This window comes from Occallatibacter gabretensis (genome assembly GCF_001449115.1).
GTDB classification, from domain to species: Bacteria; Acidobacteriota; Terriglobia; order Terriglobales; family Acidobacteriaceae; genus Telmatobacter; species Telmatobacter gabretensis.
The window spans coordinates 1,786,195-1,802,635 of sequence record NZ_LAIJ01000009.1 but is presented as its reverse complement, the minus strand read 5'-3'; the positions used below and the strand labels follow the sequence as shown (position 1 = coordinate 1,802,635).

General features: G+C 57.7%; 16 protein-coding genes. 5 read left to right on the top strand and 11 right to left on the bottom strand.

The features are described 5' to 3' along the window. The first annotated feature begins 29 nt into the window (after positions 1-29). Positions 30-587 (top strand): thioredoxin family protein, encoded by a 558-nt coding sequence (locus VO84_RS13850; RefSeq protein WP_058188184.1) that lies wholly within the window; start codon positions 30-32, stop codon positions 585-587. A gap of 57 nt (positions 588-644) precedes the next feature. On the opposite strand, the gene galU is transcribed toward VO84_RS13850, so the two are convergent. From galU to VO84_RS13820, 6 genes are all read right to left on the bottom strand, one after another. Continuing rightward, positions 645-1,520 carry a UTP--glucose-1-phosphate uridylyltransferase GalU gene (galU, locus tag VO84_RS13845; protein ID WP_058188183.1) on the bottom strand — a complete coding sequence of 292 codons (876 nt, stop codon included), beginning with the start codon at positions 1,518-1,520 and terminating at the stop codon, positions 645-647. Positions 1,521-1,598: 78 nt separating this feature from the next. Then, a complete protein-coding gene (locus VO84_RS13840) occupies positions 1,599-3,353 on the bottom strand; it encodes a DUF885 domain-containing protein (RefSeq protein ID WP_058188182.1) in 1,755 nt (584 codons plus the stop codon). A gap of 19 nt (positions 3,354-3,372) precedes the next feature. Then, complete coding sequence (gene mfd, locus VO84_RS13835) at positions 3,373-6,969, bottom strand: transcription-repair coupling factor (RefSeq protein WP_058188181.1); 3,597 nt, start codon at positions 6,967-6,969, stop codon at positions 3,373-3,375. Positions 6,970-7,043: 74 nt separating this feature from the next. Then, positions 7,044-7,490, bottom strand: coding sequence for a hypothetical protein (locus tag VO84_RS13830; protein ID WP_058188180.1), 447 nt, complete (start codon positions 7,488-7,490; stop codon positions 7,044-7,046). Between the two features lie 139 nt (positions 7,491-7,629). After that, complete coding sequence (locus tag VO84_RS13825; RefSeq protein WP_058188179.1) at positions 7,630-8,238, bottom strand: thymidine kinase; 609 nt, start codon at positions 8,236-8,238, stop codon at positions 7,630-7,632. 32 nt (positions 8,239-8,270) lie between these two features. After that, on the bottom strand, positions 8,271-9,719 hold the full coding sequence (locus VO84_RS13820) for a M20/M25/M40 family metallo-hydrolase (protein ID WP_157439886.1): 1,449 nt from the start codon (positions 9,717-9,719) through the stop codon (positions 8,271-8,273). Between the two features lie 116 nt (positions 9,720-9,835). Here VO84_RS13820 and VO84_RS13815 point away from each other — a divergent pair, with 116 nt between their 5' ends. The 4 genes from VO84_RS13815 to gatB are packed head-to-tail and all read left to right on the top strand — an operon-like array spanning position 9,836 to position 13,835. Continuing rightward, positions 9,836-10,765 carry a VOC family protein gene (locus VO84_RS13815; RefSeq protein WP_058188178.1) on the top strand — a complete coding sequence of 310 codons (930 nt, stop codon included), beginning with the start codon at positions 9,836-9,838 and terminating at the stop codon, positions 10,763-10,765. Between the two features lie 18 nt (positions 10,766-10,783). Then, positions 10,784-11,662, top strand: a complete 879-nt coding sequence (locus tag VO84_RS13810; protein WP_058188177.1) for a creatininase family protein — start codon at positions 10,784-10,786, stop codon at positions 11,660-11,662. 12 nt (positions 11,663-11,674) lie between these two features. After that, complete coding sequence (locus VO84_RS13805) at positions 11,675-12,334, top strand: hypothetical protein (RefSeq protein ID WP_157439885.1); 660 nt, start codon at positions 11,675-11,677, stop codon at positions 12,332-12,334. A gap of 25 nt (positions 12,335-12,359) precedes the next feature. Next, positions 12,360-13,835 (top strand): Asp-tRNA(Asn)/Glu-tRNA(Gln) amidotransferase subunit GatB, encoded by a 1,476-nt coding sequence (gatB, locus tag VO84_RS13800; protein ID WP_058188175.1) that lies wholly within the window; start codon positions 12,360-12,362, stop codon positions 13,833-13,835. A gap of 73 nt (positions 13,836-13,908) precedes the next feature. On the opposite strand, the gene VO84_RS13795 is transcribed toward gatB, so the two are convergent. The 5 genes from VO84_RS13795 to VO84_RS13775 all read right to left on the bottom strand — a co-directional run bounded on the left by VO84_RS13795 (position 13,909) and on the right by VO84_RS13775 (position 16,421). Next, a complete protein-coding gene (locus VO84_RS13795) occupies positions 13,909-14,136 on the bottom strand; it encodes a hypothetical protein (RefSeq protein ID WP_058188174.1) in 228 nt (75 codons plus the stop codon). A 54-nt stretch (positions 14,137-14,190) separates the two neighbouring features. Further along, positions 14,191-15,114 (bottom strand): PA14 domain-containing protein, encoded by a 924-nt coding sequence (locus VO84_RS13790; protein ID WP_058188173.1) that lies wholly within the window; start codon positions 15,112-15,114, stop codon positions 14,191-14,193. Between the two features lie 134 nt (positions 15,115-15,248). Next, positions 15,249-15,668 (bottom strand): hypothetical protein, encoded by a 420-nt coding sequence (locus VO84_RS13785; RefSeq protein WP_058188172.1) that lies wholly within the window; start codon positions 15,666-15,668, stop codon positions 15,249-15,251. Between the two features lie 166 nt (positions 15,669-15,834). Next, entirely contained in the window at positions 15,835-16,221 is a 387-nt protein-coding gene (locus tag VO84_RS13780) for a carboxypeptidase-like regulatory domain-containing protein (RefSeq protein WP_157439884.1), read from the bottom strand. Continuing rightward, the gene (locus VO84_RS13775; protein WP_058188170.1) at positions 16,218-16,421 is read right to left on the bottom strand and encodes a hypothetical protein; all 204 of its coding nucleotides are present in this window, start codon (positions 16,419-16,421) and stop codon (positions 16,218-16,220) included. Before VO84_RS13775 ends, VO84_RS13780 begins: the two co-directional genes overlap by 4 nt. Positions 16,422-16,441: the final 20 nt, after the last annotated feature.

The following is a 16,441-nucleotide window of genomic DNA, read 5'->3' as shown; positions in this document are numbered from 1 at the left end:
CTCAATTTTGAAAACAAAGGAGAACTCGCATGGCTCGCACTGAATCCACCATGCTCACGCTCGGGACGATAGCGCCGGACTTTGCGCTTACGGATGTTGTAACTGGTAAGACTGTGCGCCGCGATGACTTCAAGGGAAGCGACGCGCTTCTTGTGCTCTTCATCTGTGCGCATTGCCCGTTTGTGAAGCACATTGAGAAGGAACTTGCGCAGTTCGGCAAGGATTACGCGGGTAAGCCGCTTGCTGTTGTAGCTATCAGCAGTAATGATGCTGTGGCATATCCGGCAGACAATGCTGCGGGACTGAAACAGCAGGCCGAGACTTTTGGCTTCAACTTTCCGTATCTCCTGGATGAGACGCAGGAGGTGGCAAAGGCTTATGACGCTGTCTGCACGCCGGATATTTTCCTTTTTGACAGGGACTGGAAGCTTGCTTATCGCGGGCAATTCGATGGAAGCCGCCCCGGTAATGGCGTTCCTGTCACTGGGGCTGATCTGCGCGCGGCAGTGGATGCGGTACTTGCCGGTAAGCCTGCGGCGGAGGATCAGAAGCCGTCGATTGGTTGCAATATCAAGTGGAAGGCATAAAAGCAACGAAGCCGGCACAATGCGTGCCGGCTTCATGTTTGGCGCGAATGCGGATGATTACAGCGGAAGTCCTTTGAGATACTCGCGGAATTTTTCGCCAAACTCCGGACGCTTGAGTGCGAACTCCACTGTTGCCTGCAGCATTCCGAACTTATCGCCCGCATCGAAGCGCTTGCCCTCAAAGGTGAAACCGAAGACCTTCTCGTGCTGGAGCAGCGCCAGAATACCGTCCGTCAACTGAATCTCACCGCCTGCGCCGGGCGTTGTCTTTTCGAGCAGCTCGAAGACTTTGGGAGTAAGAATGTAGCGGCCGATAATTGCCTGCTTTGACGGCGCGTCTTCAAACTTCGGCTTCTCCACCATACCGGTGCAGTTGTAAAGGCGTTGATTGGCGCTGTCCTGCGAGCCTGCCAGAACGCCGTAAGCACTGATGCTGGGGCCGTCGATTGTCATGGTGGCAAGCACGGACCCGCCGTGCTCCTCATACACGCCGATCATTTGTTTAATGCAGGGAGGTTCGGCGTCAATCACGTCGTCGGGCAGCAGAACAGCGAATGGCTCATCGCCTACAAGCTGCTTGGCGCAGAGCACGGCGTGACCCAGGCCGAGTGGTTCCTTCTGCCGCACATAGCTTACGCGCGCCATGGACGAAATCTTGCGCGAGAGCTCAAGCAGCTCCTTCTTGCCCTTCTTCTCAAGCGTGGCATCGAGTTCATAGCTGATGTCGAAGTGATCTTCCATGGCGCCCTTGCCGCGCCCCGTGATGAAAATGATGTGCTCAATGCCTGAAGCAAGCGCTTCTTCTACGCCGTACTGGATGATCGGCTTGTCGACCAACGCCAGCATTTCCTTGGGAATTACTTTTGTCGCGGGCAAAAAACGTGTGCCCAAGCCACCGGCGGGAAAAACAGCCGTCCGAACTTGCTTGCTCATCTTCTAATCCTCACTTTTCTTATCGTTAAGTTTTCTATGGGTTGAGATGCAAAATTCGATTGCGTTGCCGCCTGCGTTTCATAGCACTGGCGATCCATCGCCCAGCATTGCTTCACGCACAATCTTGATGGGCGGAAATCCCTGACGAAGGAAATTGTTGTGAAATTCTTCGAGCGAAAACGCTGAGCCCTGCTTCTTCTTCATATCCTCGCGCAGCTTCAGAATCTCCAGCTTGCCGAGCGTGTAGTAAAGATAGGTTGCGTCACAGGTGCCGCGCTTGGTTTCAACCAGCGCTGACTCCTTCGACTGATAGCCTTCCTTCTGGAAGAACTCAACAGCCTCGTCGAAGCTCATCTTGCCTGTGTGCATCTGAATGCCTACTATGAAGCGCGCATTCCTGAGCAGTGCATCCTGTAGCTGGCCCAGGCGAAGGAACTTTGCTTCACGCTCATCCTTCGCTCCTGTGCCGGGTTGGCCGTAGCCTTGGTCGAGCATCATCTGCTCGCAATAGTGCGCCCATCCTTCCGCGTTGGAACTGGCGCCCAGTAGCTTGCGAACGCGGCTTGGCGCTTGCGGCACCCAGAGGAACTGAATGTAGTGCCCAGGGTACGCTTCGTGCACCGCCGTAGAAATCACTGTGCCTATGTTGAAGGCATGCATGAAGCTTTCAACTTGCGTCGGCGTCATGCCGGGATCAGGCAGCGTCACGTTGAAGTACGCTTCGGTTGCATGCGCTTCGAATGGGCCCGGCGTGTCCATGCTGGCAAAGGTGGTGGCGCGCATGAAGGGCGGCGTCTCTTCGACGATGGGGCGAATGTCAGATGGAATCGTGACGATGTGATTCGTGCGAATGAAGCCGATCAGGCTGTCAAACGTTGCGCGGAATGCGTCGAGCAGCTTACCTGGTACGGGGTGATTGGAGCCAAGCTCCTCCAGCACTTCGCGCGGATCTTTGTTTGGTTCCAGCTCCTTGGCCAGCGTGTTGAAGTGCTGCTGGTTCTTCTTTAGATCCGCCCAACCGATTTCCAGCAGCTTATCGAGCGGAATGTCGACCATCTCGTCGTAGGCCAGCTTCTTTTGGAATGTATCTGCACCGATGCGGAAGTCGCCCTGTGAATGCGGAAGCACATCCGTCTTGAGCCAGTTCTGATAACTATTGAGCGCTGCAATCACTGCGCCGTTCGACTTTGCGAACTCCGCTTTCAGCGCAGCGTCTTTTGCATCGGCAAAGGCCTGCGGTACATCGTCCTGAAAGAAGCTCACAATTCCGGGCAATTGCTCAATCGCAATTTCCGTGTAGATTCGCGGCGGATTCTTGAGATTTGTGTGTGCCTCATCAAGCCTGCCCAGCGCAAGCTTCTCGCGCGCGATGACGGAACGAAGCCGCTCATCGGGCGAAGCAAATTTGCGCTCCATCAAAGAGAAGATGGAACCGGAGATGGAGCTGGAGTATGTGTCTGGATTTTTCTCCAATGGGCGAATCGTTTCAAGCGTAAGCAGCTCCGAACGGATTGTGCCCAGCACCAACTCGCGGTCGCCGCGTGAGACCTGATCTAATCCTGCAGCGGGAATGGCAGCGATGCGCGCTTCAAAGCTCTTGAGGGCCGCTACCTCGGCAGCGATGGTCTTCGGAGAAAAGTCCTCGAGCTGCGTATCGTACTGGTGATAACCCGACAGCGTTCCACCCGTGGGCTGATAGGGGAAGTAGACCTTGTCCAGATAATCATCTGACGCGCGTTGAAACTGCTGCTGCGCAGTCTCTGCAGCAGCCGATGTTGCAATCGCCGAGGCCATACATGCTGCTATTGCAAACTGCTTGATCGTTGATTTCATACTTTCCTCAATTTTCCTATCATGCCCGAACAGGCTCGCGCTCCAGCTGGCTTAGCAAATCTCGAATTTCCAACAGAACCTCATCTGGCCTGCTGGCCTTAAGCGGAAACTTCAACAGGCCCTGCGGAGTAAACTGCGCGCCGCGCTTCGCGTTCCGCGCTACCAGGCGCATCAGTCGCTGGGGGTCGATTGCGGCGTTGTCAGTCGCAGCCTCCTGCGTAAAGCGAATCTGTAACTCAGCGCGCTTGCGGTCAACCTGCGCGACGCCGATGCGCTCGCACTCAAGGCGCAGTGACGCTGCTTCAAGCAGGTACACGGCTGGGTCAGGCAGCGGACCATAGCGATCTTCCATCTCCGCGCGAAGCTCTGTAATGGCAGCCTCGCTTTCGGCTCCTGCGATTTTCTTATAGAGCCGCAGCCGCTGATTTTCTTCTTCTACATAGCTCTCGTCGATGCGGAGTGCAATGCCGAGATTGAGCTGCGTCGTTGGCTTCTCTTCAACGCCCTCGCCCTTCATTTCCTTTACAGCCTGCTCAAGCATTGACGTGTACAGCTCAAAGCCTACGGCCTCAATGTGGCCGCTCTGTTCGCCGCCCAGCATGTTGCCCGCACCGCGAAGTTCCAGGTCCAGCGCTGCAATCTTGAATCCCGCGCCGAGATCGCTGAATTCCTTGAGGGCAGCCAGCCTGCGACGCGCAATTTCAGTCAGCTCTTTCTCGTTCGGAATGAGGAGATACGCATAGGCGCGGCGGTTGGAACGGCCCACGCGTCCACGCAACTGATAGAGCTCGCTCAATCCATGCCGGTCCGCGCGGTTGATGAGGATCGTATTTGCGAGCGGAATATCCAAGCCGTTTTCGATGATCGTGGTGGCCACCAGCACATCGTACTCGTGATGCATGAAGGCGAGCATCACCCTTTCGAGCTCGGTTTCACCCATCTGCCCGTGGCCAACCGTAACGCGTGCTGCGGGAACGAGCTCCTGAATTCGCGCTGCAATCTCATAGATGGTCTCCACACGATTGTGCACAAAGTAAATCTGTCCGCCGCGCTCCAGTTCCAGCTCAACTGCCGAACGCACCAGCTTCTCATCAAACTTTGCAACGACGGTCTGAATCGCCATGCGATCTTTCGGCGGCGTTTCGATGACGCTCATGTCACGGAGGCCCACCAATGACATGTGAAGCGTACGCGGAATGGGTGTGGCACTCATGGCCAGCACATCAATCTCTTTCTTGAGCTGCTTCAGCCGCTCCTTGTGGCGCACGCCGAAGCGCTGCTCTTCATCCACGATGAGCAGGCCGAGATCCTGAAACTTAATGTCCTTTGAGAGTAGCCGGTGCGTGCCGATCAGCACGTCCACCTTGCCTGTCTCCACCTGCTCCACAATCAGCTTCTGTTCCTTCGCGGTGCGGAAGCGCGAAATCATTTCGATCTTGATGGGGAACATCGAGAAGCGCTTCTTGAATGTCTCAAAATGCTGGAAGCTCAGTACCGTTGTCGGCGTGAGGACTGCCACCTGCTTGCCATCCTGCACGGCCTTGAAGGCTGCGCGCATGGCCACTTCCGTCTTGCCATAGCCTACGTCGCCGCAGAGCAGGCGATCCATGGGCGTGGTGGATTCCATGTCCTGCTTGATGGCCTGTACGGCCGTGAGCTGATCGTCGGTTTCGGTGTAGTCGAAGGCGTCTTCAAATTCGCGCTGAAACTCATTGTCCGGCGAGAATGCTGTGCCTTTGGCATCATGCCGCTCGGCGTAAAGCTTCAGCAATTCGTCGGCCATGTCCTGCATGGCCTTGCGCACGCGAGCCTTGGTTTTGGCCCACTGCTGCGAGCCCAGCTTGTTCAATATCGGCGCGGGGCCTGCGTCCGTCGAACGATACTTCTGGATGAGATCGAGTCGCGTCAGTGGCACATACAGCTTTGCGCCTTCGGCAAATTCCAGAATCATGAACTCGATGGACAGGCCGTCCTGCACAATCTCCCTGAGACCCTGGTATTGCGCGATGCCATGCTCCACATGGACGACGTAATCGCCCATGGCGAGATCGCGGAAGTCCGAGACAAATGCCGCGGTCTTTGATTTCTTCGGCTCCAGCCGCGCTGTGACATCGGCATCGTCATTTAGATCGTTTGCGCCAAAGAGGACCAGGTTTGCATCGACGAAGCTTACGCCAGCGGCAATCGGCGAGCGCACGATGACCGGCACGCGCAGATCGTCGGCAAGATAGCTCGCTTCTTCCAGCACCATGTCGCTACCTGCATGCACCATACGGCTGCCAAGCCGATACGGGACCTGGTATTCGCGCAGTACGGTGGCCATGCGCTCCACGTCACCCTGATGCGCTGTGGCGATGACGACGCGCGTGGGCACTTCCATCAGCTTGCGAAGCTGCTCCACGAGTGCGGGAATGGAGCCATGAAAACGCAGCGTAGGCCGCGTGTTCAGCTCAATCTCGCCGAGCGTGGTGTCTTCATCGAGAATGTCCACTGCTCCAAGCTGGTCGAGGTCCAGACCGAAGTGTGCCTGCAACAATCCCTGCAGAATTTCGGGGCGCACGTAAATGTCTTCCGGGCGAATGAGATTGCCGATGCCGCTGCGCTCATGCCGCTGTTCGACCTTCTCCCACCAGCGGTCAATCTGGTTGCGCACCATGCCGGGCTCATCGACGAAGAGCGTGCATTTTGGCGCGAGCTTGAGTATATGGTTCTCCGCCCCGGAGACTGGCGCAAAGAATTCCCAACCCGGAAAGATGCTTACGCCACCCGCCGTTGCAGCCTCAATGGCGAACTCTTCGCTTGCCTCATCCTGATCCGAACCAGCGGGGCCATCAACGCTGATGCGCTGCTTATTCAGCCGCGCGTGCACGCCGGCCAGTAGCCGCTCCGTCACAGGCGTCTCTGTCAGCGGCAGCAGCAGCGCCTCATCCAGGCCGGATTGCGAGCGCTGCGTTTCGGGGTCGAATTTGCGGATGGTCTCAATTTCATCGCCGAAGAACTCGAGACGAATCGGCCTGTCCGCCTCCGGCGAGTACACATCAAGAATGCCGCCGCGCCGCGTGAACTGGCCCGGCATCTCGACGAGATCCATCTGCGTGTAACCCACGCTACCCAGGTGCGCCGTGAGCACTTCGATATCGATTTCTTCGCCGCGCCGCAGCGTCACGGCAAGGCTTGCGTAGTAGTCGCGGTCAAAGAGGCGGAGCGCTGCAGCCTCCACTGGCACAATCAGGATGGAGACAGCTCCGGTGGCGAGCTTCCACAGCGCGGAGGCGCGCTGCTCCTGCACATCGGGATGTGGCGAGAGATTTTCAAACGGCAGCACATCGTGCGCCGGCAGCCGTACTACGCGCTTGGGATCGACGGCTCCCGTGAGCTCGCAGCCAGCCTTTAGCAGCGGTTCCAACGTCTCGGCAGCTTTGTTGTCCGGCACGATGACGATTACCGGCTGCCGCGCGGCCTTTGCCATGAGCGGAATGTAAAGCGCGCGCGCTGTGCCAGTAAGTCCGGAGACACGACGACGCCCCGCGCTGAGGCTCAAATGCCTCTGCACGCGCTCAAATGCGGACGAGTGCTCCAAATCCGCGAAGATTTCGCGGACGAAGGGGAGAATCATGCTCTGCTAGTTTATCAGCGGGCTTTGCAAACGCCTGCGCTGTTCCGGACCTTCGCGGTTTCGGCCAGGCTTTTCTACACGCCCGTCTTTTTCAGCGCGAATTTCTTGTCGATGATCATCTTGAAGGCATTCTCTTTGACACTTTCGGAATCGCCAATTGTGTCCTGTACTTCTTCGCTGAATTCCGAAATTAGTTTTTCATCCGGATAATTCTGTATCGCTTGCTGCAGAGTAGGCAGTATACCCGGATTTACGGCGGTAAGGGTGCTCCTGCTTTCATGGAAAACGCGACCATTCATGCTTTCCACAAGCTTCATCTGACCGCCAACATTTTGGTTGCCAATGGTGTAACCTACCGCGCTTTCCACCGCTTGCCGCCCTACATTCTGACTATAGCCGTGCGACTGCGTGATATGGCCAAATAGAACCGGTGTTTGAAAATACACGGTCGGGTACCAATTTATATTCCCGGAGTACCCGATAATGTTTGCGGCAACGTAGAAGTCGTCTTTGTAACCCAAGGCTCTCTCCTTTACTGGCGCGCCAAAGAAACTGGCTACAATCTGGACTCGTCAGGATTGACGGGCAGAAGCCTACCACAGCCCCATACTGAACTGACAATCGAAATAGAGGCTCTCCGCAGGTTGGCCCTTTTTCGACTTAATGTGGCCTGCCGGGCAGCACGAAATGCTCCTCGCAGCGCGGCTCGTAGCCATCGCCGGCCAGGATCACCTGGCTGTCATACGGCGCAGGCTTGCCGTCAATCAGCCGCTGCGGGTAAAGCGCTCGCGCACCGCAGTGGCAATATGCCACCATTTCCGTGATGTTGCCCGCAGAATTGCGCACCAGCCAGGAGAGCGACAGCATTTCGCCGAAGGGCAGGCCGCGGAAATCCAACTCCAGACCCGAAACCATCACGTCGTAACCCTGCTCCAGCAGCCGCTTGGTGAAGAGAAACAGCTCCTGCACAAACTGGCCTTCGTCGATGGCAATGCAATCCACCTTCTGGCCAATTTTGCTTTCCGTTTCCGCAATTGTCTCCAGCAGGCACCACGGATTCGACGAGGGAAACTCCGCTGCCTCCATCCGCGAGCAGCCGTTTGTGTTCCGGCTCTCCACCACGCCTGCCGCAGACTTGGTGTCAGAGCCGGGCTTGAGCACCATGACGTGCTGCTTGGCGTATTGCCGCCGAATCTCCACGCGGCGCAGCAGTTCCGCCGTCTTGTTGCTGCGCATGGTGCCTACAATCAGTTCCAGCTTGCCCGTCATTTTTTGCTATATCCCGATTTCCAAGACAAAACTTACTTCCCGCCCACTTCCTTTGCAAACGCATAGAAGAAGTCCAGCGACTTCCAGTATGAATCCATTGGCAGGCGTTCGTCTTGTCCGTGGGCCCGCTCGTCGCCGCGCTCCAGTGCGACCGCCGAGTAGCCATAGCAGGGAATACCCGCCCAGGCGAAGTAAATCGAATCGCTCGCGCCGTTTTCCATGATCGGCGTGATCGGCACGCCCGGCCAGATGGCCTGTGTGAGCCGCGTCAACGGCTCGAAGACCTCTGCAATCGGCTTAGGCGGGTCCATTGCCTTTCTGTCCGAGGCTTTTTCCAGCACATGGCCGGAATCCGTCACATATTTCACCGTCAGCTTCTCGTCGCCAAAGAGCGTAATCAGCTGCTGACGAATCTCCTCCGGCGAGTGGCCCGGAAAGATGCGGCAGTTTACGTTGGCCTGCGCCGTCTGCGGCAGCGCGTTGTTGGCGTGTCCGGCTGAGAGGCGCGTGGCCACGCAGGTGGTGCGGAAATTCGAATTCATGCTCGGGTCCGCGCTCAGCCGCGCCGCAGCAGACAGGTCCGGCGGCGTGGCAAGAATGGCGTGAATGTCTGCCGCGGTCTGCTCGGGCTCCTGCTTTTCGAGACTCGCAAAATAGGTGCGCGTCACCTCATTCAACTCAAAGGGAAAGCTGTAGCCGGAAAGCGTGTTCAGAGCCGTCGTCAGCTCGTAGATTGCGTTGTCAGGCCGCGGCAGGCTGCTGTGTCCGCCGCGATTCGTCGCCGTGATCTGGTAGTCGGCATAGACCTTTTCCGTTGCTTCCACGGCGGCTACCACCGCCTTGCCGTGCTCCAGTTCCACACCGCCCGAATCCGGATTGATGACATAGGCCGCACCCACCAGATCGCGATGCTGCTGCACCAGCCACTGCGCGCCGTTGTACTCGCCGCCTTCTTCGTCCGCCGTCAGCGCCAGAATCAGGTCGCGCTTGGGTTTGTAACCCTCGCGATGCAGCCGCAAAAAAGTGGCCACCAGTGCGGCGTCGCTGTCTTTCATGTCCTGCGTGCCGCGGCCGTACACGTAGCCGTCTTTCTCCACAAACTCGAAGGGATTGGTGTGCCAGTCCGAGGGCAGAGCCTCCACCACGTCCATGTGGCACAGAAACAGCACCGGCTTTGCATCCGGCGTGCCTGCGGCGCGATAGCGAACCACCAGGTTCATCTTGTGCGGCGCCGGGCCAAGCAGCTTTACGTCTTCGCGCGCAAAGCCCGCATCCAGAAAGCGCTTCTCCATCGCCGTGGTCCCGGCGGTCACGCTTCCCTTCGGCGTGTCCGTGGTGTTGATCTCGATCAGCTGCTTGAAGATTTCGCGCGCCTCGGCGCGGTCAGCGGCAGATGTGGTGGGAAGCGGGCTCTGTGCCTGCACATATAGGCCAGAAAACAATCCAATAACAGCAAAGGAGGCAAAGGCTTTCAAGGGCATGTGCGAATTGTAAGGCTTCAACTTGGCAAATCCGATCGTAATTTTGAGTTCGCTTCACGTTGCGCCGTTCATAGAAATCGATTTATCGTGGTGCGGTCCAGAAAATCGAGGTATCCATGCGCTCCAAAATCTTTGTCGCCGTTTTAATGTCCTGCTCCGCAGCCATGCTCGTCGCTCAACCTGCGCGCCCCAAAATCACCGGCATCTCCCATCTGGCTGTTTACACGTCGGACCCGAAAGCCACGGAACGCTACTACACCTTCATCATTGGCGCGGTAAAAATGCCTGATCCGGAGAATCCGCAGGGCGTGAAGTACGCGCTCTCCGACACGCAGTACGTTGAGGTGCTGCCGCTGCCCGCCGATGCGGGCGTGAATCGCCTGGACCACACCGCATACAACACCGAATCTGCCGAAGGCATGCGGAAGTATCTCGCCGCCAAAGGCTGGAAGGTGCCCGCAGCCGTGAGCAAAGGCTCCGACGGCAGCCGCTGGTTCGCCGTGCTCGATCCCGAAGGCAACAGGGTCGAATTTGTGCAGCCGAACCCGAAGGCGAAGGTAGACGCGCCAAATGCCATCGGCCACCACATCATTCACCTTGGCTTTGCAGTTCATGACCGCGCTAAAGAAGATACGTTCTACCGCGAGATTCTCGGTTTCAAGCCTTACTGGTTCGGCGGCATGAATCCGGAAAAAATTGACTGGGTCAGCCAGCAGGTGCCGGATGCGCACGACTGGCTGGAATACATGCTGAGCAGCGGTCCCGGCAATGGCATCCCGGCCAACATTACGCAGCGCTCGCTCGGTGTGCTCGATCATCTTTCCATCGGGCAGGATTCCGTGGACACAGGCTACGCTACGCTCAAGAGCGGTGGCCGGCTTGTGGATGTCCGCACCGACGCGCATACGCAGATTGGCAAAGACGGTAAGGGTCAGTTCAATCTCTACGATCCGGACGGCATTCGGCTGGAGCTGATGAATTGGCACGCCACCGAGAAGCCCTGCTGCTCGGCCTTTACTGCGCAAGATCCCACGCCTTCAGAATAAGTACAGGAGAATTCGCTTATGCTTCGCAGACTTGCGCTTATTGTGTCTCTGCTCGCTGCTGCATCCGCTGTGTACGCGCAAACCCTCTCACCCAAGTGGGAAGAGCTGACTGCGCCCGATTTCGTCACGGCAATTCATCAATCGCAGGGAACATGCGTGCTGCCGTTCGGAATTCTTGAAAAGCATGGCCCGCATCTGCCGCTCGGCACTGACTTGCTCGACGTGCGCTTTGCCGCGCTGAACGCGGTCAAGCAGGAGTATGCCGTCGTCTTTCCGGAGTATTACTTCGGCCAGATCTTTGAGGCGCAGCAGGAGCCCGGAACCGTGGCCTACAGCCTTTCCACGCAGCTTATCCTGCTGCAGGAAACCGTGAAGGAGATGGCGCGTAACGGCTGCAAGAAGGTACTGATCGTCAACGGCCACGGCGGCAATGAGTACCTTCTGCCGCTGTTTGCGCAGGCGCAACTGGCCACGCCGCGCGACTATGTTGTCTACCTCTTCGGCATCCCCAGCCGCAACGCGCCCGGCGGACCCAAGCACAAGTCCGACCCCAGGAGCGACATGCATGCCGGCGAAACCGAGACCGCCGCGATGCTTGCCGCGCGGCCCGATCTCGTCCACATGGACCGCGCCGAGCAGGAGTCCGGCGCCGACCAGAACCGCCTCAAGGGTCTGCCGAACACGGTGTACACAGGCATTTGGTGGTACGCCAAATTTCCTGACCACTACGCCGGCGAAGGCTCTGCAGCTACGAAGGAATATGGCGAGGCCGGCCAGAAATTCTGGTCGCAGCAGATTGCCGAAGCACTCAAGGCGATTAAGGCTGACACCGATAGCCTGAAGCTGCAGAATGAGTTCTTCGAGAAGACACAGCATCCGATCGATACGAAGCAGTAAGCTGACTTCATCATGAACACACGGGCAATGCCCATTCACGCAGCCGTATTTCTGCTATCAGGCGCATTGCCTGTCCGCGCTCAACTTCCCGCACCTGCAGTCTTCAGCGATGCGGGATATGCACAGTGTGCGCATCACACCTGCACATGGCTTCCATTGGGTGCCGAGCATACATTTACGCGAGGAAATCTCAGTTACACCGTCGATGCAACCAGCGATAAGATTGATGCTCTTTTCGTCCTTCGTCGCGCCGACAAAGAACTACTACGAACTCCTCTCAAGGAATTGTCCGCTAGTGTAAGCGTTGTCTGGGCGGACGATAGCCGGCACTTCGCAGTGACCTGGAGCGATGGAGGAGCAATCGGCGGCTTTTGCGTTCGCGCTTTCCGAATTGACGGCGATACTGTCACAGAACTTCCCGCTGTCTCTAAGGCGTTCGAAGCGTTCAAAGCACGCCACTGGTGCGAAACACGCGGAGATAATGTGCAAGCCTACCGCTGGTTGCCTGATTCCCGTCAGTTGGTTCTAGTGTTTTCCGTTTACGACACCTCCGACTGCGGCAAGGAAATGGGCCATACCGAAGGTTATGTAGTGGACGCTGCAACTGGAGAGATTCGCCAGCACTGGAGCGAGAAGCAGTTAAATCAATACATCCGCTCCCATCCGGAATAGTCGGCCCAGGCGCTAAAATTAACTTATGCTCGCCGCAGGCATCTCTCCTGAAATCCTCGCCAAATATGAGCCCGTGATCGGGCTTGAAGTCCATGTGCAGCTACTCACCAACACTAAGGCGTTTTGCAGTTGCGCCAACAAGTTCGGCGCGGAGCCTAACACCAACATCTGCCCGGTCTGCCTGGGGCTGCCTGGCGCGCTGCCGGTGCTCAACGAGAAGGCCGTAGAGTTTGCTACGCAGGCTGCGCTCGCCATTCACTGCACCGTGAATGAGCGCTCCATCTTTGCGCGCAAAAACTACTTCTACCCCGACCTGCCCAAGGGCTATCAGATCTCGCAGTTCGACAAGCCGCTGGCCGAGCACGGCTATATCGACGTACCCACGGTAGACGGCAGCATGAAGCGCATCGGCATCACGCGCCTGCACATGGAAGAGGACGCGGGCAAGAGCATCCACGATGGTTTTGCCGACTCGAATTCGCGCACGTATCTCGACCTGAACCGCTGCGGGACCCCATTGATCGAGATCGTCTCCGAGCCGGATATCCGTACGCCGGATGAGGCCTTCGAGTACCTCACACGCCTCAAAGAGATTCTGCTCTATACCGGCGTTTCCGACTGCAACATGGAAGAAGGCTCACTGCGCTGCGACGCCAACGTGAGCGTCCGCCTGAAGGGCGCGCCGAAGTTCGGCACCAAGGCCGAAGTGAAGAACGTTAACAGCTTCCGCTATATTCGCGCTGCGCTGGAGTACGAGATCGAGCGCCAGATTGAGCTCATCGAATCCGGCGGCCGCGTGGTGCAGGAGACACGCCTGTGGAACGCAGGCGAAGGCCGCACCTACTCCATGCGTTCCAAGGAACAGGCGCATGACTACCGCTACTTTCCAGAGCCGGACCTGCCGCCGCTGACGATTACGCCGGACTGGATCCTTGCGCGCGAAAGAGATCTTCCGGAGCTGCCGGAGGCGCGCCGCGCGCGCATGATCTCAGAGTATGACCTGAGCGAACAGGATGCGCGTACGCTGACGGCTTCGCGCGAATTTGCCGATCGCTTTGAGGCTGCGGCAAAGACAGCGAAGAATCCGCGCCGCGTGGTCAACGTGCTGCTGAGCGAAGTGGGCGGGCGCCTGAAGGCGCTGGGTCTCGAACAGGAGCAGTCGCCCGTCTCCATGACCGGCATCGTGCTTGCCGCCGATCTTTTGGATGAGGGCAAGATCAGCTCCAAACAGCTCAAACAGCTTCTCGATACCAGCTTTGAAACCCGCGAAGACTTCCCCGTTGTTTACGAGCGCGAGAAGCCGCAGCAGATTACCGACACGGCTGCGATTGAAAAGCTCATCGACGAGGTCATCGCCGCGAATCCGAAGCAGGTGGAGCAGTACAAGGGCGGCAAAAAAACGGTTGCGGGATTCTTCGTCGGCCAGGTAATGAAGGCCTCAAAAGGACAAGCAAATCCGGCGCTGCTCAACGAGTTGGTCACAAAGAAACTCGACGCCTGAAGCAAAACCAAGGATGCAAAAGCCCGCGCACTGGAACTCCAGTGCGCGGGCTTTTATGCCAGGTTAGAAGAGCCTAGACAACTTGATCGATTCGTACCGAAAGATTGTTCTCCGCGTCCTGGGCGCTGGAACCCGTGGCCTCCGCGCCGCTCACTCCGGAGGCGCTGGCCACATATTCGCCATCGGAGTAGGTCACCTGCCCGCTGTAGGTTTTGCCGTTCACGGTTGTTGAAAATGCAGCGTTCGACATCAGCTCATTCACAGTGGACGCAGTTGTTGAGGTCAATGAAATACCAGCCATAAAGTCCCTCCATGTCCGTTATCGACACAGCGGCACAGGACTTTAGTCATGTTCTTACGGCGTCGCTTTTGGCGGCGCAAACTCCTGCATATTAAACACGTGCATAGAGCCGCCCGGCGGCTTCACCTGTAGCACCAGAGCCAGCCGCGTCGGCGTTCCCTGAAAATACGGCACATGAATCGTATGCTTGCCCACCGCCAGATTCACATGCGCTGACTTGGCCTGCACTGGGTGAAGGCCATCGTCGTCGATCAATTGCTGATTGTCGATCTCGAGCTTGGCCCCGTCGTCGGCCTGCAGATCAAAGGCATATTCGCCCGGCTTGCTCACATAGAACTCGCCGAAATAATCCACGCCGAAGTACAGATTGGAGTGTGTAGCTCCGGGAATGCCTTCCGTTCCGTAGATATCCTGATCCCACACCTCCAGCTTGTCAGTGTAGATGGACCCGACCGGCTCGATATTCCAGAAATCAGGCAGCATGGATATGCCGGTCGATAGCTCATACACATCGCCGCAGAAGGCATTCTCATGCGGCGTAATCACGCCAAACACGCGGGCGTTGCCGTTGGGAGCCATCAGTTCCTTTGCAGCGTTGTCCAGTGAGACGGGACGCGATACATCCACAATGCCCATGCTTCCCGTTGTGCGATCGCGCACCACCAGCCGCGCCATGGCCGGCGGCTGATCGCCCGGAACCTCCAGCAGGTTCGGCAGGCCGCGCGTCTGGGCGCGCTGCGCGTCTTCAGCCGTCAATTGTCGGTCTGAGGCCGAATGCAGATACTGCAGCAGGCCGCCCCTGGAGTCAAAAGTACACAAGCCGAAATCGAGCTGCACATGCCGGTTGGTGTCATCAAGGCCAATGTCTGCAAGCGACTCCGGTTTTACAACCACGATGTACCGCGTGGCCTTGCCGCCCGGCGCTGCCAGAGCATGAGCGGAAACCGCAAGCGTGGCCGGAAAGGTTGAGGCCAGCATGCGGCTTCGCCCAGCGCAACATCCTCGGTAGCGGCCTTGCGATCGGCTGGCTTGGCCTGATCCGGCGCCAACCCCACGTAGTACCGCCGCCGATAGGAAAGGGTCACGCCGGGCCGCATGGTCTTTACCGGCACCTAGTGATATCCCGGCTCTGGCGCGGCCTGGATCGCAATCTGGTAATGCGTGGTGGCCTGCAGCGCACACACAGCTCCAGAGCTGACATGGAAGCCATTTTCATTGGCGCCTGAGCGGCTTGCATCCTTGTTCGGATCAATCACGCGCACGGACAAAATGCGGCGCGGAGTCTTGTCTCCGTGCTTGGGAACGTCAAATGTCTGGAAGTCGCTCTCCGCCAGATCCGCAACGGCAGTGCGGTCCTTGGCGCGCACGATCACATCCAGCACCGCTTCACGCGTGCTGATATGGAGAACCGGACCGGCATCCGCCAGCGGCGGCGGTTGCTGGCTTTGCTGTGTTAGCGCGGGGAGCGCAGTGGAGAGAACAAGGCATAAGGCGGCCCAAAGAGAGCGTTTCCGTTCTTGCTGGATCGGCATGGCAAGCACTGTATCGCATGCCGTTGAAAGTTGTTAAGGGAAAAATTCGAGTGCGCTCAAATGCGCGCGGCAAACCTCTGCACAAAAAGTGAACAGGCCGGAACAATCGTTCCGGCCCGCCAGTATGACTGAACAAAAATTGCCTTGTCTTCACTATCGGGTGGCGCTACTTGATTCGCAGCTCCACTGACACGTCCTTGCGGGAATCCCATGAGCTGATCGTCTTGGAAGGGCTTTTCTTGCTGTCCTTTTCCGCCCATAGATCGAAATCCTCTGACATATTCACCTGCGCAAAGCGGAAATGCCCATCGGCCGCGGTTGTATAACTGCGGATCGACTTGTTTTTCGTATTCTGCAGAAATACCGTGGCGCTGGTCAGCACGACACCATCCGCGCTCAGCACCACGCCATTCACCACGCGCTGGCCATAGTTCGTCTGCGCGTATGCGGTCAGGCCTCGCCCGCTCAGTCCTGTATCAGGCGCCAGCGCAACCAAGCCAAGGAGCATGCCGAAGCAAAGCCCTCGTACCGCAAGTCGTACTCCACTCCTCATTCTTCGTCTTCCTCTTCCTCTTCGTCGGAGTACTCGTCCTCGTCCTCGTCAAGCTCGTCGCCCACGGGTGCAAGCTCCAGCGGTTCCACGGCTACTATTTCAAACTCCGAACCGCACTCATCGCAGGCAACCACATCGCCCTCCGCGATCTCGTCGAGTTCAAGGTCCAGTTCGTTATCACACTCAGGGCAGCTGGTCATGGCAGCCTCCTCATCCTTCC